This is a genomic window from Paenibacillus sp. GCM10027630 (genome assembly GCF_042676305.1).
Classification (GTDB): domain Bacteria; phylum Bacillota; class Bacilli; order Paenibacillales; family NBRC-103111; genus Paenibacillus_S.
Genome location: NZ_JBHTGY010000026.1, coordinates 230,985 through 257,700, shown reverse-complemented (window position 1 = coordinate 257,700; position 26,716 = coordinate 230,985). Strand labels below are relative to the sequence as shown.

General features: G+C 46.0%; 24 protein-coding genes. 2 read left to right on the top strand and 22 right to left on the bottom strand.

Annotated features, from left to right (window positions below):
- Positions 1 to 79 precede the first annotated feature (79 nt).
- The 5 genes from ACFQ0C_RS12820 to ACFQ0C_RS12800 form a co-directional block, all read right to left on the bottom strand.
- A complete protein-coding gene (locus ACFQ0C_RS12820) occupies positions 80 to 1,735 on the bottom strand; it encodes an extracellular solute-binding protein (protein ID WP_379367305.1) in 1,656 nt (551 codons plus the stop codon).
- Positions 1,736 to 1,792: 57 nt separating this feature from the next.
- Positions 1,793 to 2,677, bottom strand: coding sequence for a carbohydrate ABC transporter permease (locus tag ACFQ0C_RS12815; protein WP_379367303.1), 885 nt, complete (start codon positions 2,675 to 2,677; stop codon positions 1,793 to 1,795).
- A 17-nt stretch (positions 2,678 to 2,694) separates the two neighbouring features.
- Positions 2,695 to 3,681, bottom strand: a complete 987-nt coding sequence (locus ACFQ0C_RS12810; protein ID WP_379367301.1) for an ABC transporter permease — start codon at positions 3,679 to 3,681, stop codon at positions 2,695 to 2,697.
- Positions 3,682 to 4,024: 343 nt separating this feature from the next.
- Positions 4,025 to 5,959 carry a TOMM precursor leader peptide-binding protein gene (locus ACFQ0C_RS12805; protein ID WP_379367299.1) on the bottom strand — a complete coding sequence of 645 codons (1,935 nt, stop codon included), beginning with the start codon at positions 5,957 to 5,959 and terminating at the stop codon, positions 4,025 to 4,027.
- Positions 5,956 to 7,512 carry a hypothetical protein gene (locus ACFQ0C_RS12800; protein WP_379367297.1) on the bottom strand — a complete coding sequence of 519 codons (1,557 nt, stop codon included), beginning with the start codon at positions 7,510 to 7,512 and terminating at the stop codon, positions 5,956 to 5,958. The genes ACFQ0C_RS12805 and ACFQ0C_RS12800 overlap by 4 nt, the downstream gene beginning before the upstream one ends.
- Positions 7,513 to 7,766: 254 nt before the next feature.
- Here ACFQ0C_RS12800 and ACFQ0C_RS12795 point away from each other — a divergent pair, with 254 nt between their 5' ends.
- Entirely contained in the window at positions 7,767 to 7,880 is a 114-nt protein-coding gene (locus ACFQ0C_RS12795) for a YjcZ family sporulation protein (protein WP_379367295.1), read from the top strand.
- Positions 7,881 to 8,064: 184 nt separating this feature from the next.
- Here ACFQ0C_RS12795 and ACFQ0C_RS12790 read toward each other — a convergent pair whose 3' ends face one another.
- From ACFQ0C_RS12790 to ACFQ0C_RS12715, 16 genes are all read right to left on the bottom strand, one after another.
- Complete coding sequence (locus ACFQ0C_RS12790; RefSeq protein WP_379367293.1) at positions 8,065 to 8,547, bottom strand: DinB family protein; 483 nt, start codon at positions 8,545 to 8,547, stop codon at positions 8,065 to 8,067.
- 80 nt (positions 8,548 to 8,627) lie between these two features.
- Positions 8,628 to 9,545: an arginase gene (gene rocF / locus ACFQ0C_RS12785; protein ID WP_379367291.1), complete on the bottom strand. Its 918-nt coding sequence runs from the start codon at positions 9,543 to 9,545 to the stop codon at positions 8,628 to 8,630.
- Between the two features lie 81 nt (positions 9,546 to 9,626).
- On the bottom strand, positions 9,627 to 10,553 hold the full coding sequence (locus tag ACFQ0C_RS12780; RefSeq protein WP_379367289.1) for a proline dehydrogenase family protein: 927 nt from the start codon (positions 10,551 to 10,553) through the stop codon (positions 9,627 to 9,629).
- 91 nt (positions 10,554 to 10,644) lie between these two features.
- Positions 10,645 to 12,195 (bottom strand): L-glutamate gamma-semialdehyde dehydrogenase, encoded by a 1,551-nt coding sequence (gene pruA, locus ACFQ0C_RS12775; protein ID WP_379367287.1) that lies wholly within the window; start codon positions 12,193 to 12,195, stop codon positions 10,645 to 10,647.
- A gap of 4 nt (positions 12,196 to 12,199) precedes the next feature.
- Positions 12,200 to 13,399, bottom strand: coding sequence for an ornithine--oxo-acid transaminase (locus tag ACFQ0C_RS12770; protein ID WP_379367285.1), 1,200 nt, complete (start codon positions 13,397 to 13,399; stop codon positions 12,200 to 12,202).
- 94 nt (positions 13,400 to 13,493) lie between these two features.
- Complete coding sequence (locus tag ACFQ0C_RS12765) at positions 13,494 to 13,676, bottom strand: hypothetical protein (RefSeq protein ID WP_379367283.1); 183 nt, start codon at positions 13,674 to 13,676, stop codon at positions 13,494 to 13,496.
- 220 nt (positions 13,677 to 13,896) lie between these two features.
- The gene (locus ACFQ0C_RS12760) at positions 13,897 to 16,386 is read right to left on the bottom strand and encodes a WG repeat-containing protein (protein WP_379367281.1); all 2,490 of its coding nucleotides are present in this window, start codon (positions 16,384 to 16,386) and stop codon (positions 13,897 to 13,899) included.
- Positions 16,387 to 16,939: 553 nt separating this feature from the next.
- A complete protein-coding gene (locus ACFQ0C_RS12755; RefSeq protein ID WP_379367279.1) occupies positions 16,940 to 17,644 on the bottom strand; it encodes a 4-carboxy-4-hydroxy-2-oxoadipate aldolase/oxaloacetate decarboxylase in 705 nt (234 codons plus the stop codon).
- The gene (locus tag ACFQ0C_RS12750) at positions 17,644 to 18,375 is read right to left on the bottom strand and encodes a PIG-L deacetylase family protein (protein WP_379367276.1); all 732 of its coding nucleotides are present in this window, start codon (positions 18,373 to 18,375) and stop codon (positions 17,644 to 17,646) included. Before ACFQ0C_RS12750 ends, ACFQ0C_RS12755 begins: the two co-directional genes overlap by 1 nt.
- A 19-nt stretch (positions 18,376 to 18,394) precedes the next feature.
- Positions 18,395 to 19,282, bottom strand: coding sequence for a DUF6282 family protein (locus ACFQ0C_RS12745; protein ID WP_379367274.1), 888 nt, complete (start codon positions 19,280 to 19,282; stop codon positions 18,395 to 18,397).
- A 114-nt stretch (positions 19,283 to 19,396) separates the two neighbouring features.
- Positions 19,397 to 20,923, bottom strand: a complete 1,527-nt coding sequence (locus ACFQ0C_RS12740; protein WP_379367272.1) for a tripartite tricarboxylate transporter permease — start codon at positions 20,921 to 20,923, stop codon at positions 19,397 to 19,399.
- A 24-nt stretch (positions 20,924 to 20,947) separates the two neighbouring features.
- Positions 20,948 to 21,409, bottom strand: a complete 462-nt coding sequence (locus ACFQ0C_RS12735) for a tripartite tricarboxylate transporter TctB family protein (protein ID WP_379367270.1) — start codon at positions 21,407 to 21,409, stop codon at positions 20,948 to 20,950.
- A gap of 15 nt (positions 21,410 to 21,424) precedes the next feature.
- Entirely contained in the window at positions 21,425 to 22,474 is a 1,050-nt protein-coding gene (locus ACFQ0C_RS12730) for a Bug family tripartite tricarboxylate transporter substrate binding protein (protein ID WP_379367268.1), read from the bottom strand.
- A 27-nt stretch (positions 22,475 to 22,501) separates the two neighbouring features.
- On the bottom strand, positions 22,502 to 23,398 hold the full coding sequence (locus ACFQ0C_RS12725; protein WP_379367266.1) for a DUF1932 domain-containing protein: 897 nt from the start codon (positions 23,396 to 23,398) through the stop codon (positions 22,502 to 22,504).
- Between the two features lie 159 nt (positions 23,399 to 23,557).
- Positions 23,558 to 24,199, bottom strand: a complete 642-nt coding sequence (locus tag ACFQ0C_RS12720; protein WP_379367264.1) for a GntR family transcriptional regulator — start codon at positions 24,197 to 24,199, stop codon at positions 23,558 to 23,560.
- Between the two features lie 254 nt (positions 24,200 to 24,453).
- A complete protein-coding gene (locus ACFQ0C_RS12715) occupies positions 24,454 to 25,281 on the bottom strand; it encodes a serine/threonine-protein kinase (RefSeq protein ID WP_379367262.1) in 828 nt (275 codons plus the stop codon).
- A gap of 289 nt (positions 25,282 to 25,570) precedes the next feature.
- Here ACFQ0C_RS12715 and ACFQ0C_RS12710 point away from each other — a divergent pair, with 289 nt between their 5' ends.
- Positions 25,571 to 25,777 carry a DUF2536 family protein gene (locus tag ACFQ0C_RS12710; RefSeq protein WP_258217215.1) on the top strand — a complete coding sequence of 69 codons (207 nt, stop codon included), beginning with the start codon at positions 25,571 to 25,573 and terminating at the stop codon, positions 25,775 to 25,777.
- Between the two features lie 355 nt (positions 25,778 to 26,132).
- On the opposite strand, the gene ACFQ0C_RS12705 is transcribed toward ACFQ0C_RS12710, so the two are convergent.
- Positions 26,133 to 26,609, bottom strand: a complete 477-nt coding sequence (locus tag ACFQ0C_RS12705; protein ID WP_379367260.1) for a GNAT family protein — start codon at positions 26,607 to 26,609, stop codon at positions 26,133 to 26,135.
- Between the last annotated feature and the right edge of the window lie 107 nt (positions 26,610 to 26,716).

Sequence of the window (26,716 nt, the reverse complement as noted above, 5' to 3'; positions counted from 1 at the left end):
CGCTCCACCGCAGATATCTTTGAATGCTTGGACATTCGCGGTGAAACGGCCATGCTTTGCTGCTGCTCAACCTAACTGCTTATTTCTTTTGGGACAATCTGGCCAAAGCACCGTTATAGATTTTTTCCAGCTCTGCGCCGCCTGTATCACGAGCCTTTTTCATCACGGCATCATATTCGTCAATCTTTTTAACACCCATAATAAATTTGTCGTATTCCTGCTCCAGCATTGTGGTGAGAGGCGCCAAAATCTCTTTTACACGAGCAGCTTCTTCTTTGGTAAGCGGAGGATCCAGGTACGGATCATGATAGGCTTTGTCGTCTGCAATAGTTTTCCAATATTCCTCATGCACATCGCTCCAGCTGCCTGTCAGCTTCTCAACCTGCACCTGCGGGTCCATATTGGCAAACCATGGAGTAAAGCTCAGCTTACCCGAACCAAGTTCGGAGTACATGGCATAGAACGGAGTCGGCTGACCTTCTTTAAATTTCGCCACATATTCCGCTTTAAGCTTCGGCTGGCCTTTATCATCCAAGGTGTGGTGGACGCCTTCGATTCCGTAGCTCATCAGGTTCGACGCTTTTTCCGTGTACATCCAATCAATCAGCTTAATGAGCGTTTCAGGATCCTTAGCTTTGGAGCTGATCGCAAACATTCTATCCGACGTAAGTGTTGTTGCATAAAACTCAGCTCTAGCTTTACCGGATTTGTTAGTCGGAATCGGAATAATCTGGAATTTGCCATCCGGAACCGCTTTCTGCAGCTGTTTCGTATAATCCAGAGCGAACCCGCTGTTATCCATAAAGAAGAACGACTTGCCGCTGGTCAGCTTCTCTGTCCACTGCTGTTGAGTTGCTACTGCGTAATCCTTATCGAGGACACCCATCGTAAATGCTTTATTGAAGAAGGCAAGCACCTCTTTGAATTGCGGCGTAGCCGGACCGTACAGGTACTGACCTCCATTGACATCCTTGTCAAAATAAATGCCGTTGCCGCTGCCAACGCCTGATCCTAGCGGATAAGCCATCGTTTTAAACAGCTGGTGGATAGGCCCGCTTCCTTTGCGAACGGAGAACGGAGTTGAATCCGGATATAACTTCTTCAGCTCTGCAAGAACAGTCAGCAGCTCATCGAAAGATTTGGGTACCGGCAGGTTATGCTTCTTCAATAAATCGGTGCGGATAACCGGACCAAATCCGTTCTTCAGCTCATTACGGCCTATTGCAGGGAAACCGTACAGCTCACCGTCAGCGGTCAGCTTGACCATATCCGGATACTGATCCCAGAACTTCTTGAAGTTGGGCATCAAGCCCTTATTCATGTACTGGAGCAGCGGAACAAAAACACCTGTTGAGCCAAAATTGTTAACATCCGACATCTCAATTTGAATAATATCAGGTAAGTTATTTGTAGCCAGCAATGTTTTCTTCTTGTCGTTATAGTTGCTGTTCGGGACATTTTCGAACTTCAATTTAATATTGGTTTGGTTAAAAATTTCCTGCTGCACGAGTGCGTAGTTTTTAACCGGCTGGTTCGGATGCTCCGGGAATGTTACCTTCACTTCCCGTTCCTTCTCGGAAATTTTGCTAGCGCCTGAAGCCTTCGACGATGTATTCCCATTCCCTGCCGATGGCGATGAAGCTTCCTTCCCTCCGCTGGAGCAAGCAGCTAAGCCGGATGCTACCATAACGGTGCAAAGCGATAACGACAATCCTTTTACCCATGTTTTTGTCATGTAAAACCCTCCCTTTAAGTTTGTCTAATTTTTAGAAGCACCCTATGAGCTATAAGCTTAACCCTTGAGTGCCCCAATCATCGCGCCTTTCACAAAATACTTTTGCAAATAAGGGTAGACGATCAAAATCGGTAAGATGGTAATGATGATGACAGCAAACTTGTAGTTGGTCGCAACGACCCTGAAGTTGGATGAAGCACTTCCTATATCGGCGGTCTGGTCGGCGAACTCCCCTGCTATAACGATATTGCGAAGCAGCACCTGAACCGGAAATTTATCACTGTCATTCAAGTAAATCAGCGCCGGGAAGAAGCTGTTCCAATGATGAACCGCGTAGAATAGCACCATGGTAGCCATAACTGGCAGCGATAACGGAAGGATGATTTTGATCAGCACCTGAATCTCATTCGCTCCGTCCAAATAAGCCGATTCCTGAAGTGCCATCGGAATGCCTTCGAAGTACGTTTTCATAATGATCATATTGAAGGCGCTAATAGCTGGAGGAAGCACAAGCGCCCACATCGTATCGATAAGCCCGAGCTGCTGCACTACCAGATACAATGGAATCAAGCCTCCGCTAATAAACATCGTTATCGCGACCATGAAAATAAATAGATTGCGGCCATAAAAATCTTTTCTGGAAAGCGGGTACGCGCAAAGCGCTGTCATGAAGACATTAATTGTAGTGCCCACCGTCGTGTACAGCAATGTGTTTCCGTAAGCCTGCCATATATCCGGATTTTTGAATACAATCTTGTAGGCATCGAAGGTAATATCCAGCGGAATCCATGTGATTAAACCTCTAGTAACCAGATTACCATCGCTTATGGATACGATAAAAATGTAATAAATGGGATACAGCGTGATAAACATCAACAGTATAAGAATGAATACATTGAAGCTGTCAAAAACTTTTGAGCCCATGGAAATCTGTTTGTTCATAGCAACCTCCTGATGATCTACCACAATCCGGTTTCACTGATTTTTTTGGAAAGCCGATTGGCAGATACTAATAAAATTAACCCGACAACGGCTTGGAACAGCTCTACGGCTGTAGCATAGCTGAAATCACTTCCCAGCAAACCTCTGCGATATACATAAGTGGAAATGACATCTGCCGTTTCATAAGTCGACCCGTTATACAGCAAAATAATTTTCTCATAGCCGATGGACATCAGCTTCCCGATATTCAGAATCAGCATGATCGATATGGTCGGTGCGATTCCCGGCAAAGTGATATGCAGCAGCTGCTTCCAACGGTTCGCTCCGTCTATTTTAGCAGCGTCGTATAGCTCTTCATCCACGGAGGTTAGTGCAGCCAAGTAGATGATGGAGCCCCAGCCTACGCTTTGCCAAATACCCGAGGAGATAAAAATCGTCCGGAACCATTCCGGCTTCATCAGAAAATGGATTGGCGTACCGCCTAACCACACAATAAACTGATTAATAAGTCCATCCGTAGTCAGAAAGTTAACAATCATACCGCACACTACAACCGTAGAAATAAAATGGGGCAGGTAGCTTACGCTTTGTGCGAATTTTTTCAACTTCTGACTCTTCAATTCATTTAATAATAAAGCCAAAATAATCGGAGCCGGGAATGCCCAGAAAATTTCAAACACATTGATCAACAGCGTATTGCGAATCAGCTTCCAAAAGTAAGGGTCAATCAAAAACTTCTGGAAATGGACGAACCCAACCCAGGGACTGGCGGCAATTCCTTTGACGATGTTGTAATCCTTGAAAGCGATGATGATACCGTACATGGGCCAATAATGAAACAATACATAGTAACAAAAGGGTAGAAAAAAAATCATATACAAGTACTTGCTTCTTTTCATATTACGCAGGATTGGATGCGTCTTATTTCTCTGAACGCCGACCGCCTGCTGTACATTGGACTGATAAATATGAATCCCTCCCGGATGACTAATGCTGCGATTCAAGATGATTCGTAACCGCTTTCTGCCCCTTATTATAGAGAAGGATTTTCGCTCTTGAAAAGAACCGATACAGCTTCGCATGATGCACTTTTCGCACAAAAAGCTCCTTGATTCATATTTCACAGTGGATTCATATATCGCACAAAAAGGCAGAACACCAAGCGTGGCTTGGGTTTCGCCGTGCACTTGAGCAGCTGCTTAGAAAATAATCTCATCAGGGCAAAGAAAAAAATGCCTCTTTGCAGCGTGATCCTTGCAACAGGATCACGCTACAAAAAGGCATCATTTATGGCAAGACTCGTCTTCGATATCAAATACCGCTCCTACCCGTGCCCCGTACCTAAGACTACGGAAATGGATGCGGATACGGATTAAGCTCCTCAGGCGACAGCTTGTGATTTACATAACCTAATTTCATCGGTATTTCCAGTATCCTGTCAAGACCTGTCAGCCGGGCAAGGTTATGTCCGAACGTCATCGGCAGCATTCCCGGAATCAGCACTTTTACGCAGTGCAGTCCGTTACGGAGCGTTTCATCCGATGACTGGTTGATTACAATGACATCCAACTGCAGGCTGCTAAATATCTGAAGAACCTGGTTCAGATCATCCGTTAAATCCTCATGCGCAGGAACGGCAGCAAACTCCTCGTCGAAGGTCCGGAGAGGACGTTGTTCGTCCAGCAGAAATCGGAGCCTCTCCTCCGCTTGAGCCAAGTTATACAGCAGCCCGTGATCCTCCATCTGCTGGACCAGGAAAGAGTCATGAAACATAGCTTCAGCTTCATCACTCCGCTCTCTCCAACGCACCTCCGCCATCGTAATCATGCCGGCCAGCTCATGTATGGCGCTCTTGGCCGCCTGGATCGGGTCTAGATGGGCTCCCGCGGCACAGACAAGATTCACTCCCTGCTCCGCTCCGCCCTTCGCTACTGCCCATATGCTTGGAATTCCGTTTTCCATCGTTGTATTGTACAGCATGACTTCGTACCCGGTTACAGCTTTTAAACGATCTATCATGACCAGCAGCTCCCGATCCCCCGATGAGTGATAATCGAGTCGCGGAACAGGCAGTCTGGCGTACCAGGTCATCAGGAACGAATCCCGCTCTACCACCTCCAAAATGCCGTACAGGATCGCCTCTTCCAGGCTTCCCCCTATCGCACAACCGTTGGAAGTCTCATATACAAAGCCCCCTCCGTAAGCCATGCTATAATAGGCCAACAACTCGGGAACTAGAATCGGACGTTCCTGCATAAACGAATATCCCCAGACCCACGCTATTTCAGCATCAGGATCAAATGGCTGGAAGGGGAAGTCAGGCTGTTCCATTTGCCCCTGTGCATGGAACCCGACCTTCGATGGATCCATTGCCACATCTTTCAGCCGTGTAAAGCTGTCGTACACGACCGTTCGTTTGCCACGGGGAGCTATACCGCAATATCTCTCCAATCCCTCAAGGATGGCAGCCAGCTCACTGTCAGCATACGAATGTGAACGGCCTCCCGTCACTTCATTGGCCATCATCAACGGTAGATTCACAACCGCCCCGGCAAAAGCCGACGCGAAGTCTAACTGCTTGCCGTTGAACACTCCCGTCCGGCTGTCCCAATAATCCTTAACCAAAACCTTCCGCAAATCACTCATCGAACGGCAGCGGTAATGGTTCGGGTCGAGCTTCATGCTTGGTTTTAGCGATATTATCGCCTCTTCCTTCGAATCATCCGGCAATCGGCCGCATACCGGACAAATTGGGTCCGGTAATATATCGTGAATTGTAGTGCTTAAATTGCTGAGATTAACTAAATAGACCCTGCCTTCCGAATGCGCTTTGCCACCTCGAAGCACCTTGACCGTTTCTGCTGAAACCATGTGTGCCATGTGCAGCAATCCAGCTGCGGGTAACTCTGCAGCTGGAAGCGGAGAATGATCGGGGGAAACCAAACTCAAGAGCAGATCGTCCATTTCTTCACGATCCCGTCCCGCCATTGAGCGCCTGGTTTCAGCACATAAGGAGCATCCCGCAGTCCCTGGACGAACAAGCGGCCCTACCACCCCTTCTCCAAAGGACACGTAGGCACACAGCCAAGGGATGCCGAGCGGCTGCAGCAGCTCCTCCGCTTGAAGATGGAGGGAGGAATCCCCTCCCAGCACCAATACCAGCGCGGCGGCAGGCAGGTCTTCGCTGAAATCCGGTCTGCGCACTATGGGGAAACCCGACAAATGCTTGCATACCGTATCCGTAAGCATGCCATCTCCAACTATAACGATGGTATTATTCATATGGCTTCTTCCTCTCTGAGCTGCACCCCTAAAACACTGAATGGCCCTTCTTTCAGGAAGGATTCGCATCGCATATCGAAGACCTCCAAGCGTTTATGCTGCTGCTTCAACGACTCAATGGCGGACAGCATCCATGACGTATGCCCTATTGGATTAGCGGAGGGAATGATGCCACTTTGCAGCTTGTGATCATTCCATATCACAGTGGAAACCTGGGATTGACCGATTTGCATCAAAGCCTTTCGCAGCGATTCGCGAAGTGCCAAAGTGATGCCAAGGCCTGCGCTGCCATACCAATTATCATCCGAGTACACCCACACTACCGGAAATCCGAGTAGAGGCTCTCCGACTGCCAATAGGGGTTCGCCCTCCAGGGTGCTTAAAGCTTGTAAAAAGTACCGACAATGGACATCTTCGATTCGGATATATTCCGCACGCGTCACTACCAGCTCATGCTCAAGAGTCCGCTTGCCCAACTCTTCGGTTAAACGAGCTGTCAGCCCTCGCCCAACCGCTTCAGCGAAGGTGCATCCCGCACCGATATGCATCTTCCCCCGTTCCTGCTGATACGACGGTATTCCAGCAGCCAGTATCGGGGTCATTCGGGTCATGTAGGTTTCCAGTCCCGCAAGCCCCGACTCACGCCGCGCCTCTTCATGCGTCAGACTGCTGCTAACGATAGCCGGTAGCAGCTGCGCCGGCCCTTCGGATAGAGGGTCAGCCGGCTGAACGAGGCACTGTGCCAATGGGAGCTGATTCAAGCCACCCTCTTCCCACACATGGAAAATGCCCGTCACCGTTGAGGTCAGACTGCTGAAGAAAGCAAACCATTCCTCGGTTCCGGCAGGCTCTTGATCGGCTCCGAGGTTATGGTTAAGCTCCACATCCGTCACCACGCGGACCGGTTCATATCCGGATACGAATGGATGAGGCAGGATCGGATGCCAGCCCCCCTCCAATGTGAGTGGATCCAGAATATAACATTGATCCAAACAATGCGCTTCCTCCTCAGCCGAAATCACATTATGCCATTCATGCACGATAAGGTTCGATAACATGGCTGTGACTGTGGCCGTGGCAGAGAAATCTTTAATATCCCCTTCAGCGGGAAAGACGGATGAATGCAGACGCCGCCATGCCGACTCCCGGCAATTGTCTTCGTCCGGACGATATAGCGGCCCTACTATGCCCATTCCTCTTAAGCTTATCCCGCTGAGCAGCGGCTTTACTTCTGCCCTGCAAGCAGCCTGAAGACTCCGAAGCTCCTCTAAGTCGCTGGGCTCGCAAGCATACAAAATAAATGAGAAAGGCTGAACAACAGCCTCCCAATTCACCACCTCGCCTTCCGCTGTGGCAAGGATATCCAGAGAAACCCCCGTATCATTCGGTTGAGCATGCTGCAATAACTCCGTGAGCTCCTCCATGTCTGTGAGCTGCGTGTTTGTTACGAATACTTTGAGCCTGGATAAATCCGATTCATACCATACTTTAACAAGCGAGAGCAAGATTGGACCGCAACCGACTGCAAGTACCCATTCACTCTGAGAAAACATCCTCCCCCTCCTTCTCCTTGGCATGATGCACGGTAAAGGAACGGATCCCGACGTGATCACATGACAAATTAATCTAATGTAAAAATATGTATCCACCCGTCTGTTTATTACGCAGCTAAGGCGATGCTTTAACGTTAAGGAGGTACAAAAGTCTGAAACCACTAACTTATATTCGCACATTTTTGAAATATGCCCAATCCGCGAACGGCCTGAGTTCATACAATGCAGAAGAAAATCGGAGGGAGGATGCTAACATGGGATTTGGAGTAGGCGGTATAGGCGGTAGTTGTGGAGGTTTTTTCACAAGCACGGGTGTAATTCTCGTACTTTTCATTCTTTTGGTTATTGTTTCTCGTTCATTTATCTAATTAAATATGCCACTAACGCCCGGTTGCTAATATGTAGCCGGGCGTTTTTATAGGATTGGAGAATCTATTTAATTTCAGTTTCGAAATTTCGAACGGGTCGATTCTATTTAATTATGAGTTTATAGATTATTATACGAGACACAACATCCTTTTATTGTTAAAAATGATAAAAAAATATAATTTTCTACCGATATCTATGAATATAGTTATGTATTTGTTTCCTGTGATGCTCATCATGCTCAGTAAACTCTTGGATAATGTAAAGCAAGGAATAAGGCTCTCCAGTGTGCGGGCAATGAGAAGCTCCATTAGCAGTTGTCGGTCTATTTATTACTTCTGCAGGCAATTCCAACAATACTGCAACCAATTGCTTACGAGTACTGACGAAATCAGCTATAAGTTGATTCCTCGATATTTGTCTCGCATACGCGTACCCTTTTCTATTAAAAGAGTCAAACTCAGGAAACATAATCTTACCGTCTTCTTTTACAGTAGGCACCACATTCGTTAGCAGATATTGATCCCAATTTATTAAATGCCCAATGATTTCTGCAATTGTAGCTTTTCCAATCGATATGGGCTCGTTCCATGCATCATCTTGTATATCTTTTAAAAAGCTGAGCCAATCAGAATTGAACTTATCTATAGTTTCACGAACTCTAGTCATATGGATACGGACCATCTCCTATAAATCCAAGCTGCTTTAATAGTATCATACTTTTTAAATAAATAGAACGCTTGTTCTCATTAAATAATCCTTTCACCAAACAACGCGCCGATCAGATCCACGGCCGCCCTGGCTGTCTTATTTCTAAGATCAAGCGTCGGATTAACCTCTACAAATTCTGCGCTGACAGCCACTCCTGCTTCGAAAATCAGCTCCATTGCCAGTAGGCTCTCCCGCAAGCTTAGACCGCCCGGAACCGGGGTACCGACACCAGGCGCATCACGCGGGTCAAGTCCATCAAGGTCCAGGCTGAGATGAATGCCTTCCGTGCCCCTTGCTGCAATCTTAAGTGCACGCTCCATCACCTTGGCAATCCCCAGTCTCTCGACATCTCGTATCGTAAACACTCGAACGCCCAGCTTCTTTAGGAACTTGCGCTCGCCTGGGTCAATCGATCGAGCCCCAACAATTACCGTATGCTCCGGCTTAATAAAGGTCGTTCCTCCTCCTACACTCGTCAATCGGGGATCTCCATAGCCAAGAGCCACGGCCAAGGACATTCCATGAATATTCCCAGTAGGCGTCGTTTCCCCCGTATTGACATCTGTATGAGCATCGAACCAAATAAGCCCGTATTGACTGCCGCTTTTCCTCAAACCTGCCAGAGTCCCTATCGCAATACTGTGATCTCCACCCAGGATGAGAGGGAAATGCCCAGCGGCCATAGCCTCTTCTACTTTTGTGCTCAACTCCTCATTTACTTTTACAATTTCGTCCAAATGCTTAAGCTTGGTGTTCGGCTGCTTAGTCGATGTTACGAAGGAGCTTTTTACTGTTAAATCCCCTTCGTCCACGACAAAACAGCCAAGCTGTTCGAGCCTCTCTACGACCCCAGCATATCGGATAGCATTTGGACCTATGCCCGCGCCACTCCTGCCTGCTCCCAAATCCAAAGGAACGCCAATTATGGAGATTAGTCTGCCCGGTTGCTTTTTCATCGAATATCTCTCCTTTAAGGCCAGCCGCTTTTGCTTGGGAACATTGGAACAGGACTGCCAAGATCAAGAACAAATAACAGGTCAAGAGCGCAGCATATGTTTAGCAACAAACCATAGATTAGCCGGCCGCTCGGCCATACGCCTTGTAAAATAAGGATACCAGAGACGACCGAACGGTGTATAAATTCGAACCAAATATCCGGCTCGCACTAAATCCCGCTGTAGATCGCCCGCAATTCCATAGAGCATTTGAAACTCGTAACGATCACGGGAAATGCCTGTATCCTTGGAAAACCGGATAATCGCATCAATAATTTCAGGATCATGCGTCGCTACAGCTGCATAACCGCCATGAATTAAATGAGCCTGAACGATACGAATATAGGCAGCATCTACATCGCGCTTGTCGGGATACGCCACATCGGAAGACTCTCGATAGGCTCCTTTGACAATTCGCAGGTTTGTGCCTCCAGCTCCGAGTTGAACAGCATCCGCTTCGCTTCTATACAAGTAGGATTGTAAAACCAGTCCGATCCTCTCTGGACCAAAACGCCGCAGAAGCAGCCTGAACACATCTATCGTTTCTTGCGTAACCGTAGAATCTTCCATATCGATACGTACGAAGCTGCGGCTTGCAGCGGCCTCACTCACAATGCGCTCCATATGCTTAAGACAGCTGGCTCGATCCATTCGCAACCCCAGCTGAGTCAGTTTAACGGACACGTTAGCCTTAAGCCCAAGCCGCTGTATGGCAGGAAATAGACCGCTAATAATGGCTGCAGTCTCCTCCGCCTGACCCGGATCCAGTACATTCTCGCCTAAGTAGTCAAGAGTTACATGCATTCCAGCCTCGTTCAGCCCTCTAACCTTGTCTAAAGTTTCCGGCAGCGTCTCAGCAGCCACAAAACGATCTACACCCAGCCTCATCCCATACTTTAAAAATAGCCATCGAACCGGAGGGAAGTCTGCAACTGTAAGCACGCTTTTTCGCAGCAGCCGATCTTTCATGTATGGCACCTCCCGCGAGTTTTCATAGAAAAGCTCACTTTACACGCATCTATCAGAAATTTCACTTGAGTCTGGCTCCGTAAACTAACGATTACAGCCGTTCTGAGATCAGCTTAGGCTGAGTGAATAACTGCAAGTAATCCGGCCCACCGGCCTTGGAATCTGTTCCTGACAGATTAAACCCTCCGAATGGATGGACTCCCACGATCGCTCCCGTACATTTACGGTTGATATATAGATTTCCTACGGCAAAAGTATCCCGGGCACGTTCGATGTTCTTCCGGTTGCGGGTATAAACAGAGCCTGTAAGACCATAGTCCGAAAAATTTGCAATACGCAGTGCATCTTCAAAATCATCAGCCTTCGTAAAAGCAAGCACGGGACCGAATATTTCCTCCTGCATAATCCGAGAGCCCGGATCGGCATCGGCTACAACAGTTGGGCGGATGAACCATCCATCCCCTCTGGCAGCACTTCCACCGGCGGTAATGCGTCCTTCTGATTTAGCGATATGGATATAACCGAGAATGGATTCATAAGCACTCTGGTTAATAACAGGCCCCATATCGCAGGAGGGGTCCTGCACGTCTTCTACCTTCAGCTGCTCGGCTAGCTCCGAGCAGCGCTTCAGTACAGCATCGTACGCGTCGCGATGTACAATGGCACGTGAGCATGCGGAGCATTTCTGACCGGAATAACCGAAGGCTGACGCAACTATGCCTTGAGCAGCCTGCTCCAGGTCAGCATCGCGATCAACAATAATCGCATCTTTGCCGCCCAGCTCACCAACGAATCTTTTCAACCAACGTTGACCTGGGACTTGACGAGATGACAGCTCATGCAAATGCAGGCCTACATCCTTGGAGCCGGTAAAGGAGATGAACCGGGTCAAGGGATGGGCCGTAAGATACTGCCCTATTTCCTTGCCGCTTCCGGGCAGCAGCTGAACCGCTTCAGCAGGAATACCTGCATTACGGAGCAGTTCCACGAATTTAATCGCAATAACAGGCGTAAGGCTCGAGGGCTTTACGACAACGGTATTTCCTGCCACAAGGGCCGCGGTCGTCATGCCTGCCAGAATCGCAAGGGGGAAGTTCCATGGCGCGATAATGATTCCAACGCCAAGTCCTAAGTAGTCCAGACGGTTCCTCTCCCCGTCCATCCCAATCAGCTCACGCTCGCCCCTCTGAGCCAACTGCAGCATCTGCCTGCCGTAATACTCCATAAAATCGATAGCTTCCGCTGTTTCCCCATCTGCTTCAGCCCTTACTTTGCCCGCTTCCACCATCAGCCACGCCGAAAATTCATGCTTGCGGCGGCGCAGCTCGGCGGCTGCCCTGAACAAGCAATCCGCTCGGCTTTCCAGACTGACTCCCGACCATGTAGCAAAAGCGGAGTAAGCCGTTTGTATAGCTTGCTCCGCAAGAACAGCGTCTGCCAGAGACACGGATCCGACTACCTGATTGAAGTTCGAAGGATTGACGGATAAGATGCGCCGTTTCGTATCCACTGTCTTGTTTCCAATGAACAGCGGATATTCCCGGCCGAGCTGCGTACGCACCTGTGCCAATGCTTGCTTAATTCGACTTTCCTCCGATTCATTGCCAAAGTCTGTAAAGGGCTCCGGACGATATGGCATCATAACATTATCCCCTTTCCGTCAATGCGGATTCTACTCTCTTCAAAGCCCAATCGATTTCATCTTTCACGATCGTTAGTGGAGGTGCGATCCTTATAATGTTTGCATGGGTTTCCTTACATAAAACGCCAAGCTCCATAAGTCTATGGCAATAGGGCCTTGCCTCCGTATCCAGTTCGATTCCGATCAGCAGCCCTTTGCCGCGAATATCCCGAATTTTTTGGGATCGTATCCGCTTTAGCCGCTTCAGCATGTAATTCCCCCCTATGCGTGCTCGCTGCCCCAGCTTTTCTTCCTCCAGCACCTGCAAGGCAGCAATAGAAACGGCGCATGCCAACGGATTCCCTCCAAAGGTAGACCCATGTGAGCCTACATCAAACACTCCTAGCACCTCTCGGTCAGCCGCTACGGCAGATACCGGCAGTACACCACCGCCAAGTGCTTTACCAAGAATGTAAACGTCGGGTACAACCTTCTCCCAATCACAGGCGAACCGTTGACCGGTCCTGCCGAGTCCAGTCTGGATCTCGTCAGCCATCGTCAGCACCTGATGCTTCCGACATAATGCCGCAGCCTCCCGCAAATATCCTTTAGGTGGGATGACAACTCCGGCTTCACCTTGAATCGGTTCGAATAAGAAGGCTGCCGTATGGGGCGTGATGGCTCGCCGCAGCGCCTCTATATCCCCGAATGGGACTGTTACGAAGCCGGGCGTAAAAGGACCGAATCCGGATTTATAAGCCGGTTCGGTTGAGAACGAAGTAATGCTTAATGTGCGTCCATGGAAGTTGTTAGCGCAGACGATGATTTCCGCCTGCATATCAGGCACCCCTTTTACCCGATACGCCCAGCGTCGGGCCGCCTTGAGTGCGGTCTCCACAGCTTCAGCTCCAGTATTCATCGGGAGTATGGTCGTTTTACCCGTAAGCCGACTTAGCAGCTCATACCATTCCCCTGCCCGGTCATGGTGAAAGGCTCTCGATGTCAAGGTTACTCGATCAGCCTGATCCAGCAGCGCCTGAATAATCCTTTTATGCCGATGACCCTGATTAACTGCAGAATAGGCGCTCAGCATATCGAGATAACGATGTCCTTCGGCATCCTCTACCCAGACACCCTCGGCTCGAACAATAACAACTGGCAGAGGATTGTAATTTCGTGCTCCATACTGCTCCGTTTGCCCAATGATTTGTTCGGTACGGTCCATAACATTGCGCCTCCTGAGAATTTTGCTGGCCTTATTTCATCATAGGAGATTTATGATTCTCGTTTTGAGAGATGCCTTCATCGTAAGCGAGCCCTTAGAGCATCAGCTCATCCGCCGCCTCCTCCAGCTTGAGAAATTCCAAATAGACGAGCCGAAACCGCTTCTGTAATTCTTCATCATTGAAATGTCCGATAGCATCCACATACGCGCTTCCTTTTATCCGACTTAGCCAATTCAATTGCTCCTGCCGTGAACCAGGAAAAGATAACAAGTTCATTCCCTTCACCCGCCCTGCTGAGTGAGATGCAATGTCATTTTACTCTTCCAAAAATAACTGAAATTTCTGACTTATATACCTCATTATATGCGGGCCTTTATGGGTTCGTTCGCATGTCGCAAAACGTTGCCGTCTCTAGAAATAGTTCATTAATGTCCTACAAACAAAAAGAACCGTTGCTGTAACCGGCTCTTTATGCTGAGTGGGGCTCTAAAGCCCACTAATGGAATGATTTCCAAAAATCCCCGTTTACCGCAATGATACTTATAATTTCAGCGAATGGGATCGTAAAGGTAGGGAAGCCCGCTACATACGGCGCAATATCATACGGCTCGAAATACAGATGCAATGCATGATCGGAAATGAAAAATGGCTGGTTCGGCTTGATACCCTTATACGTGTCTGGAAAGACATAGGAATACTGCGGGTCCTCTTTGATCTGCTTGCCTACGATATCACTCAGCACTTTGACATAATTGCTGCCGGGCTTGAATAAATCTTTTAGTTCATAAATCTGGCCATTCACCAAGTTCACATGAACATACTGCTTGCTAGGCATACCGTGGGCAGCGCCAAAAGGGAAGTTATAACCGGTCAGTTCCAGCACAAGCAGATTTTTTTTATAAAATTCAATATTAAAATCTCCCGTATAGGAATAGCTCAGTTGCTCATGTGCAGGCACTTTTTTGACTTGAGACTTTTCCTTAAGCACGGCATTGACTTTCCTTTGCGCCGACTTATTAGCCATACCTTCAATCTGTGGGTAATAGACTAAATAATCTTTATTAGGCTTATATTTTTCTTCCTTGACCTTTAAGGGGGCAGTCAGCGGAATCACGGTGTTTTGCTGCCAAATGACGCGCCCCGAGCGGTCGAAATAGGATAGCCGCTGATCTACGTTGGCTTGTATCAAGGGTGGAGTCAGGCTAAGAACGCCGCTCCCGTTCACCTTGGGATAACCATCAGCCGCTTTACCGTTGCGGTCAATGAAATAGGTTTGCTTTTGATCATTTACAGAGGCTAGCCCTTGTTTGAAATCACCCACATCGTGATATTTAAAAGAGGTTAGCATTTGCCCATTCATGTCCGCAATAGCAAAGGTGGAGCCTATGAAGGGTTGCTGAGCATCAATGGCTCTGCCCAGCGCAAGCCGCTGCTCCCCAAGCGTCCGAATCTCATTATAGTCCGGCTTTATTATATAGTTCGCTTGCTTGTCTATTAGACCATAGCGGGATCCAAAGTCTTCCGCTGTATTCACAACAGCTCGGCCGTCCATGAAAGCCATGGCATAGGTATAGGCAGGTTGAATAACAATGCTCCCTTTTTCATCTATGTAACCGTATTTGCCCTGCAGCTGCTGCTGAAAAGGAAGGAGGCCATCACCAAGCTGACCTACAGAGGCATAAGGGTAGGAGGCAAGCTTTCTACCGTCCAAGCCAATCAGCGCAAAATCGTTATCCTTCACTTTAACTACCGTCTTATTATGTTTAAAATCTCCAGCTTGTTCGAATTGGGGTTTAATGACTTCATTGCCATGTAAATCAAGGAATCCATACAAGCTAGGCCCGCCGGGACTTGCAACAGAAGCCATTGCTCTGCCATTGCTATAGGACGCTATATAATCATAAGCTTTCTTAGTAATAATGTGTCCCGCCTCATCCATTACCTTGAAGCCTTGGCTGTCGATGACAACCGCTCTGCCTTCCGAGAAAGCGCTGATGGAGTCATAGACCGGCTTCACCACATAAGCGCCGTTCGAGTTAATCAAGCCATTTTGTCCATTCATCTGCACAACGGCGAGACCGTTATTTTGAAAATCGGAAGCATATTCGTACTGCGGCTGAATGATCATAGTCCCTTTGCTGTCTATAAACCCCCATCTTACCCCTTCTATGGTTTTGACCGAAGCTGGAAACAGTGAAATGTCTTGTGCCATACGAACGTTACGAACGTATTCCAGCTGCTGCTGAAGCTCCAACCATTTCTCTTTGGATGGGTATTCATGATTTAGGCTGAGCCCCTTCTCAATGGAAATGGCAGCTGCCTCCTTCATCCCGGCTTTAATCTGTGCGTCAGCCAGGTAATACCAGTAAAATGCATAATCCGGATACTGGCGGACCAGGTGCTCATAGTATCGGACAACTATCGGAAAATAGTAAAAGTACACATCGGGAGCAGGAACAAGCTTACCGTCATGCCATCTGACCACTTCAACAATGTAGGCCTCTCCTGTGTCATGGAGCCATAATGCAAATTCAGCCCTGCCGTCTTCCCCTTGATCGCTCGGCATATCCTCCACCTGCATGTAGCTGAAGTTTGCATCAGGGGGAGCAATAATATCCTGCAGTCCATTGGCAGTCCATTCGTATACGGATAGCTTCGACCAAATGGAACCGACCCTCCAGCCAACGATAAGATTATTAATGTTGGGGTTCGTAACCGGCGCCGCCGTCAGGACACTGACTTGATAGCCCGTGCCCTTCACATTTGCAGCTCGGGTCCAAGCATTATCACTGTACTTCAATACGAGGAGAAAGGCCTCTCCTTGCGAGCGATAGGCCGCAGCTACCTCATTGACCCCATCTCCATCCAAATCTGCCGCATAAACGGCTGGTTGAGGGCTTCCATATCCTTCTATCGTCAGTAGCTCCGCACCCCGTGGCAAAAAAGCCCGCACAAGCTGCGTTAGTTGCATTTGATTAGCATCCATTTCCACACCCCATTTAATTAGTCGGCTATATCATATTGGGTGTAAGTGAATTTTATGACAACTAACAACAAAACACCCCAGTCAATGGCTGGAGCACTAACAAAGTCTGGTTTTTTTTCAAAAATACATTGTATATAACCTCATCCTAAAAATTAGCGCTTGCCCTTCCTCCGACCATCACTCCGCATAGAATCCTGCAAACATGCAGTTGTTTTCTACAGAAACTTGCTTTTGAGTGGAATAAACTGTAAACATACAGTAATTCTCATACAACTCGGCCAGTTTCAGCTAAGAATAAAAAAAGAGATGCACAATTGCATCAATTTAAGAATACTACGATAAAACGGACAAAAGGATGTATGGATGCAGGCTTTTGGGGTCAAAGGCGTTTCGGTTTGGAGCGCAAAAAAAAGCCCCAAGAATCGCTCCTAAGGCTCGTTTCACATCCAGGGAGATATCTCGGTATCTCCTTATTTCTTCATTTTTCAATCGCATCATTCTTTCAGTGGCTGAGCTTTCAGTGGTTCAGTGTTGTTGTAGCCGCTGATGGACCCTATTTCTTCGAAGCTCTTGCTTCTTCGTTCTCGTAATACACTACATTTTCCTTCTCCAAAGTGCCTCTCAAGCTATAAAAGTCCAGGCTCAACTCTCCTCTTTCGATTCTAGCCTTGGTATCTTCCTCCTTGGACATCCTTTGGTTCGAGCTCTCCAGAGCAAGCTTGAGGTCTTCCCTCTTCACAAACACAACCCCGTCATCATCAGCCATCACAAGATCCCCAGGGTTAACCGAGGCGCCGCCGCATACGGTTGGTGCGTTCACCCAACCACCGCGTGATTTCGTTGAGCCCTGAGAATGAATGGCTCTTGACCAGACAGGAAATCCGCATTCCCTGATTCTCGCAGCATCACGAATTCCCGCTTCCGTAACGACACCTTGAACCCCGCGTTTCATCAGTGCATGGATGATGAGCTCACCAATCATACCCGTCGTGCTTTCTCCAATTGTCGTAATGACAAGAACGTCGCCCGGTTTGCAAACCTCGATGGCCGCATGAATCATTAGATTATCTCCTGCAAAGCAGGTGACTGTAACCGCTGGACCGCAAATCGCATTGCCTTGCTTGACCGTCTTCAATTCATGGCTTACAAGGCCTGTTTTTCCTTGAGCCTCATACACGGTAGAGACATCAAGCTTGGAAAATTGTTCGATAATCGATTTATCAGGCCGGTCAATGTTTTTTACGACATATCTTTCCATTAGTTGAACTCGCCCCCTACATAAGGGAAGCAGCGACTAAAGGCCTCAGCGTACTGGTATTGATTGTTGCCTGATACCCTCCGGGCATGATTGCCCCGAAGCTTGGCCTTGGCCCCGTAGTATTCTATCAGATGCTTCTGAGCTTTAAAGCAGTTCATTGCAGCTTCCTTCTGCTCGTACGTTTCGGTAATATCCATGATCACGTCGGGCTTGAAGTCGCTGATTTCGGATTGGTGGGGCTCAAAGCCGAACAGGCGCGCCTGCTTGGCCGTCGGATATCCATCGTACCGGACGCCGTTCGAGGTAGAAAGAACACTTGCATCAAATACAAACTTCCCAACAGCCTCGTGATCCGGATTAAAAGCGTCTTTAAAGCCATGTGTTACAATGTGATGCGGAGCCGTTTCGCGAATTTTACATACCATTCGCTCCATCCGTTCGTCAGTTAATTGCATGTGGTAATCTTCATAATCCCAAATTTCCATTTGGGTGATGCCAAGATGCCCCGCAGCTTGTCCGATTTCCTCCCTTCGGATTTTTTTAACATTTTCCACGGTTTGCCCTTCGATATTCCAGAGATCATTGGATTCTCCTCTAACGCCGTAGCTTAATATGACTAACGAGACATTAGCCCCATGCTTGATGTATTTGGCAATCGTACCTCCGCTTCTCCACACAAAATCGGCAGCATGGGCGCTTACAACCAATAAATTCACATTTGAGTCAATCATAGGTTTATCTCCTCTCCAATCAGCTTTCTACTAAGAAAGCTGTATTTTGTACAATCATTCTTTTCACTTCTTCTTTTGTAAAGCCATTATTCAGCAAGTTCGTTATAAAGATTTGCAGCCCTTCATCAGGATATAAACCATCCGGTTGTCCAAGATCCGTTGAAATAATACTATTCTCAGGACCGACAAAGCGGATCTCCTCATATACTTTCTCCCATGTTGTCTTGTTAGAATGGGGGGTAGTAAAGCAATATTCCATTATAGCTCCCAGCTCTACGAGCTCTTTTTGTTCCTCTTTTGACAAATTGATCGAAGGAAAGTTCGGATGAGTTATGACGATTTTTTTCAATTGACGGTCTGCTGCAGTTCGAACAAGTGCGAATATTTCTTGTTTGCTTAAATGTCCTGTTGCAAGCACCAGGTTGTATTCCTTAATAATGTCGAGGATATCAGACACACTCGCTTTAAGAGCTCCATCTTCAAAGATAGAAATACTAGACTGTGTTTTCCCTTGTTCAATTAATTGCATTTGCAGCTTAGCCCAGAATGGCAGCTTGGCAGGCTTGCTGCTTTTGAAGTGCTCCTGCTCATTGGCAGCGTCAAAAGTAGGCATCCAAACGATTTTGGCGTTAGCTCTTGCAGCCATTTCAACGGCCATCGGATTCAGAGCTCCAACTGCGTTATTCAAACAGACCGCTCCGATAGCGTTAAAGCTCGGATTTATTTTATTAATAAGCTTCGCCCTTTCGGCTGTGCAAAAATAATGGGATTTAATCCCATAACCTTTCATTCCAAGCTTCTGCAGCCGTTCGGCCATCTCGAGGTCATCCAGCTTTCGATTCATCACATCGGGACCTGAATGGACGTGAAGGTCATAGGCTCCTACAAGCAATTCTGCAGCTTCCATATCCAATTCCTCGCTTTCAAATCATTTTAGTAGATCAATATTGTTCAACAATAATGACTACAGAGAAAAGCTACACTAGATTCCCCTGTGTGTCAATGTTATTTATTCAGATAGTTATCCTTCTTCACTCACAATGACCTTTTTCCCCCGAAGCTTTAACAAAAGGGGAACGGCAAGCCATAAAATGCCAGCAATCAGCAATACGGCTGAAACGGGTCTTTCTAAAAAAATCATGAAATCGCCATTCGAGGCAGTTAAGGCCCTTCTCATATTATTTTCAAGCATAGGTCCCAGAACAAGCCCTAGCACCAACGGGGCAAGAGGAAAATCGTTGCGCGCCAGGAAGTACCCGGCGAAACCGCAACCCATCAACACGTATAGGTTAAATGTGTTTACCTGAACCGCATAAACTCCAAACACGGAAATGGCTAATATAATAGGAAGCAAATATTTGGGAGGCGTTTGAATAATTTTGGTAAAAACCTTTACCAAGGGCATATTCAAAATAAGCAGCATAACATTGCCTATAAACATACTTGCAATCAAACCCCAAACGACTTGTGGATGCTTCTCAAATAAGAGCGGACCTGGTTGAATATTGTACATAAATAGAGCGCCCATCAAAATAGCCGTCGTCCCCGAACCGGGTATTCCCAACGTGAGCAGTGGAATCATGGAGCCCCCGGATGCACCGTTATTGGCCGATTCCGGCCCTGCTACTCCCTCAATTGCCCCGTGTCCGAACTTCTCCGGATGCTTGCTTATTTTCTTCTCCATACTATAGGAGAAGAAGGAGGCGATAGAGGCGCCGGCACCTGGCAGGATCCCGATAAAAAATCCTAACACAGAGCCACGTACGATAGGCATCGCACTATCCTTCATATCCTTTTTGGTCGGCAGTATCCGGTTGATTTTTGGAAAAATATTTGATTGGATATCCGATTCCAGGATGGTTTTGAACACCTCGCCTAATGCAAAAAGCCCTACAGCAACGGTTAAGAAGTCAATTCCTTGATAGAGAACAGGGAGCTCAAAAGTAAATCTGGCAACCCCTGAGACGGCATCGATTCCAATGGTAGCCAGCAGCAAACCCATGACGGTCATTATCAAGGCTTTAGTCATCGATTTGCCAGCCAATCCCGTAACAGCCGCCAATCCTAGCACGACCAGTGAAAAGTACTCGGCCGGACCGAATTTGATAGCTAATTTGGCCATTGGCTCCGCCACCACTATCAGTCCAATCAGAGCAACAATACCCGCAATAAACGAGCCGATCGCTGCGATGGATAAAGCGCTTCCAGCTCTGCCCTGCTTAGCCATTTGATAGCCGTCCAGAGTGGTAATAACGGAAGCGGATTCACCAGGTGTATTGATTAATATAGAAGTCGTTGATCCGCCGTACATAGCCCCGTAATACACACCCGCGAGCATGATGATAGAGCTGGTAGCTGCTTCCTCTGGAGTTAATCCTCCAGTCAAGGTTGAGGTTATTGGTATTAGCAGAGCGACCCCGCTCATCGGTCCAATTCCAGGCAGCACCCCTACAGCCGTTCCAATTAATACACCGAAAAAAGCAAAAAGTAAATTATGCCATTGAAATGCTACAGCAAAGCCGTTTCCTAAAAATTCAAGTGTAGACATTATGTTACCATCCTTCTCCTAGGTTCAGAAACCGAGCCATTCCGGAAGTGCCGGGAGCGTTCCTTGCAGTACGGTTACATAAACGTAATACACACCCACTGAAATTACCGCAGAAATAATAATGGAGAATAACATTTTCTTCCGTTCCAGTGTCTGAAACCCGATTAGCAAAAATAGGAACGTTGCAATGACATATCCGATTTTCTCCAATAAAAAGACGTATAAAACCATAGCAGCAAAGATGATGCCAAATCGCTTGTAATCCAGCTTGGCAGCCTCCGCTTTATCACTCTTCACACGCAAATTTTCGTAAAATAACCGAATGCTTAGTAAAATAAGAATAAGACCAAGACCCAAAGGAAATATATCGGAGCCCACGCTGCTGCCGTAAGCGCTTTGAGAAATATTACGGCTATCGACCACGAAAAAGGCGCCTATGATGAGAAATGCGATGCTGGCATAACGGTCGAACATTTTATTGGCCATACTTTACCTCCTACTTTACTTTCCCATTTCCAGTACTTTTAACAGATCTTGAATGATTTTGTTTTGTTCATCCAATGCTTTGCTAAAGCTGGCGGAATCTTTGTAATCTGCCTCCCAGCCGTTGGCTGCCATTTCCTTTTTCCACTTATCAGACTCAGACAGCTTTTTCAAATTTTCATCCCAGAATTTTTTGGCATCCGCACTCATTTCCTTAGCTCCAAATACACCACGCCAAATGTTGAAATCCGCATCAATGCCTAACTCCTTCATAGTGGGCACATCTTTAAACACGCCGGATAATCGTTTAGGGGAATTAACAGCAAGCACTTTTATTTTCCCGGATTCCAGAAATTCTCCAACTTCAGCAGCAGTACTTGCCAAAATATCCGCATTGCCCCCAAGCAACGCTGTCATGGATTGTGCTTTGCCATCATAAGACACATACTTGATTTTCTTGGGATCGATGCCGTATTTAGAAGCCGGATAAATGAAAGTCAAATGGTCTACAGTTCCTGGCCCTGTCCCTCCAGCTAATGTTAATTTGGTCGGATCTGATTTCAAATCATTGAAAAGCGTTTTCAAATCGCTATATTTGGAATTGGCGGCTACCGCAACTATGCCATAATCTCTGAACAGCTGTGCAAGCGGTGTCGTATCTTTATAGCTGTATGGGATGCCGCCGTCCTTTTTCAAATTATTGATAAGCATGGAAGGGGAATTAACAAAAAATTTATAATTATTTTTGGTGTCGTTGACCGCATAATCGGTCATAAATACGGTGCCGCCGCCTCCAGGCTTGACTTCAACCGTCATGTTTTGATTGACGAATTTTTCCTCTGCCAATATTTTTATAACGGATCTTGCCGCTTTGTCAAAAGCACCGCCCGCACCTGATGGAGCGACGAAAACAATTGGCTTTGTAGGGTAATTTGAAGCCGTTGACTCCTTTTTGGCGCCGGTGCTTACCGCTCCTCCTGCTCCTGTACTTCCGCATGCAGCCAAGCTAAGAGTTAATACTCCAGCTAATAATACTTGAAAACCTTTTCCAGTTACCGCTTTCAACATAGCAGAATCTCCTCCATAATGAATAATTTATTGATGCTCGGATTTATAAATTAATGCTTCAAGTACTTGTGTAAAATGCTCGGGAGCTTTCATATCGAAGTAAGATTTTAAATCCAGATCAACTAACTGCTGCAGCTTGCCCTTGGTTGCTAAGGATACAGAATAATCCAAATCCAGATCCTTCAATGTGCTGATGACTTCTCCCATCTCAGCCACTCTTCGCTCGGCATGAATAGCCGTACGTGTAAGAAGTAGATTAGCTAATTCCTCCGTTGAATGGTTAGATAAGGTACCCCGGATCGAAGATAAAATTTCTTGTTCAATGCCTGATTTATAAGCTGCAGTGAGCGTTTCCAGAAGCAATGCTGTAAACCCTTTCATGAAAATGCTTCGAACCATTTTCATTGCGGATGCGCTTCCAGCTTCATCATTGATATAAGTAATATTCATTCCGTATGTACCCATGAGATCTGTAAACCTATGCGCGCCTGTACCACTAACTGAGATAGGGACTTTATGGCGATGCGGTGGAACCGCTTCCATAACTGCCGCATCTACAAAATCTGCTCCTACCTTACCCATAAGCTGAGCAATCTCTTGCTTCACTTTTGGAGATGCTGAATTCATATCCGCATAAATTTGATCATTTTGCAAAAATACAGCCGATTCCTGAGCGATGCTAAGTGCATATTTGGCACTGGTAGCGCAAAAAACAACTTGACTGCTTTCAATCAATTGTTTCAAAGATGAAGTTAAAGTCACTTGTGCCAAATCAGCCCGTTCTCTAATAATGGGTCCTGCTACCGGATCTGTAGACATAACGTCAAATGCGAAGATAGCCGTAGCTCCTTCGGACACTAAGCCACTGGTAATATGAAATGCAGCTTCACCGAATCCGATGAAGCCAATGCCTGGCTGGTTCAATGTACTGGCCCCCTTTTATAAATGAGTAAACATGTAGATGAGAGTTAAATTCAATATTGCCTTCTAAATTGTTCAACAATTATGTGCACAATTAAGAATATAACGTATCTACAAAATAGTGTCAATAACCGAGCAAAAAAAATCAAAATATAGAAACTGTTATAACAAATATTGATAGTTATTTTCTATTGTTTTCCGGACATTAGAAATATGCTGCTTGATCGCCTCCTCAGCTTTCTCTGAATCATGGTTTTTCAAAGTAGTAAAGATCATTTGATGTTCGTTAAAGGAGCTTTCGTTTCTCCCAGGAATAAGCAATGTTCGGAAATGGAACCGCATTAACTGCGTTTTTATCATATTTACCATTTCTGTAGCTTGTATATTTCTGGATGCCTTGTAGATGATGCTATGGAATTCCTTATTTAATTTTGAATATTCATCAAACTGATTTTGCTTCAGGAAATCTCCCATTCTTAACAAGAGCTGCTCCAGTGCATCAACTTCAGCGTCCGTAATATGCTTGGCTGCCGATCTGGCAATCAGACCTTCCAAAGCTTCTCTTATCTCGAGATAGTTTTTCACTTCTTCCAAGGTGAACGATTTAATAGTCGCTCCTTTATTATTTTCAATTTTGACCAAATTCTCCTGTTCCAGCTTCAATAAAGCCTTTTTCACCGTGTTTCGGCTTACGCTTATCAATTCAGATAGCTGGCTTTCAATTAATTTTTGCGTCGGCTTGAAGGTCCCATCCAGAATTCGTTCACGAATATATTTATAGGCATACTCAGTTTGATTGCTCATTATTATTTCTCCTATAGTTTGTCATTTAATTAGACAATATTGTAACACAATCTTGTTTAAAAATCATCGTACTTTTTATTATATGACTTCAACAGCGGCCGCAATCCCACATCCATCCAGATGCACAAACGTGGATCGTACATCGAAGATTCCTGTCGCTGAAGTTAAAAAAGCCTTCCCTATTCAGGGCAGGCTCATATAGTAGGGCGCTTAGCTATCGCATGCATTCCGCTTGGCAACTATCCTATTTAAACCTAATTCAATGCCTTCAGCCACTCTTGATAAAATACATCGATACTCTCAAAGCGGTTAGTCCGGTCTGGAGAGACTGCTTTCAGCACAATCCTATACAGCTCTTCAGATGCTTTCCAGTCCTTCAGCTCCCGGCTGCCTTCCTCCCCAAGAAATACGAATGCCGTTGCCCCCATTGTAAATACATTCGTCACCCCATCGATAATGCTGCCTTTAACAAACTCCTCAGGAGCCATAAAACGCGTAGAGCCGAACAACCTATCCTTTTCTAATATAAAGGAACCTTTGGTATAACAATCGAAATCACAGAGATGCAGCTTATCCTCTTCGAAATCGTAAATCATGCCTCCATCGTAGAAATCAACCGCGGTAAAGCCCTTGCTTTCCAAATAAGCGTGCACTTCATAAACGGTAGTCAGGGCTGATGTTATTTTGGGCAAAGGCAGCTGACGAAAGCGATAATGCGATGACTCCGGCCGGTTTCTTCCTTCTTTTCCAGGAAAATCGGGGCTGCTTAACACTTCTCCGTTCACCCACTCGTATACGAGGGCAAAACCGTTCTCTGAATGAAAAGCATTCAGCAGCTTCGGAAGCCGCGGGTGTTCAACCTGCTGATTGAATGCATGAGCATTTTTTAAATAGCGCACAGCTTCCGAATCCTCTGCATATTTAACAAACCAATTTTGTCCTTCACTATGAACTCCGTAAGAAATGCACCCTGAGTCCTGCTTGTTAAACTCCTTGAATATAGTGCCAGATTCCGATAAAAAGGAGACAATATCCCCTTCTATGCGTTGGACATGCAGCAATGGATTATCATTTGTCTTCATTGGATCGATCCTCCCTCTTTCACCTCAAAGTATTCTCAGCAGCTTTTGCATGAATAAGACCATAAAAACCAGTCACCTTATTACCTTGCTTGCTAGTGCTGCCGGCCGGCATGAATAAACATATAGGAAAATTTACCAGAAGTGTAGACTTATAATAATCCACAGTTTATACTACTATTATAAGGAACCCGCTAAAAGGGCAGCTTTATTTAAACAAACCTACATTTGAATGACCGACACCCTATGGTGTCTTTTTTGTTTGCATCCCCCACTTCAGGAGTGATAGAGAATGGAATTTATACTGGATAAAATGGAAACGAAAATTGAGTTTTTTGAAGCTTACGATCTTAAAACACTTGAACGGAAAATGGAAGAGCAGATCAACATGAATAAAGCTTTGATGCTGGATGTGTATTCCGTTCAGCATAACGTTACCTTCGACCCTAATCGGAACAAGATGTTATACACTGCCTTGGTGCACTATAAAGTGAAATAAATCAGTTAATTGTTGCGAATCGACCGAAAAATAAAAAAGTGCACTAAAAAAGCAGCCCCTGATTTGCTTATGGGCTGCTTTACTTTGATCGAGCATTTATTTGACATGTCTCCTAAGAGAAGCAGCAAACGAAAAAGTAGAAATGATTCCTGCTAGAATAATTAATTCTTTTAGTAAAGAAATCCAACCTCTGATCACCGTTACTTTCATTCGCTTTTCCAACCTTTCACCTACGGATCCTTCTACTCTGTTTGTTTCATTATTATCTTACTTTAAGACTATTTCGACAAAAAAAAAATCCCCCGTACGGGGGATTTTTTACATGCAAAGACAGGAGTCACTATTCCAACTACATTTAATTATAGGACATCCATATCGTATTACCGACAACCTCGAAGCCCTGCTTATACCAAAAATTCCGCGATTTCTCAATCGAATATACATACATTTTTTTATTAGGGTATTTCACTTTTAGCCAATCTATAAAGAACTTTGCATGACCCTTGCGTTCAAATTCTTTCAGCACATCCAATGCTTCTATAAATACAATATCGGTTTTGTTTTTAATATCAATATAGAAGTCTTTTTCCAGGTATTTGTCATCATTGTCGAAATAATCGCTTTCCGCTTTATGGATTAACTGTTTCCCGCTGCTGTACTCCCATATCACACCATACCCGACCGTATTATTCTCAGCTTCAATGATATAAATATGTTCAGGTAATTTCGAGGCATCTTTCTTACTTAATTCCGCCGCATGGTAGCTAGTTTTGATTTCACTTAGGTAGGCTTGCATTTCTTGATCAAATGGTTTTGCGGTAATAGTAGGCATTTTCGAACTCCTTTTGCTTTTTTGATCTATTATCATTAAGCGTATTTAAGACTAACTTATTAGGTCCCCGCCGTCAATCTGTGAGAGGAAAATAAGAAAAGCTTCTA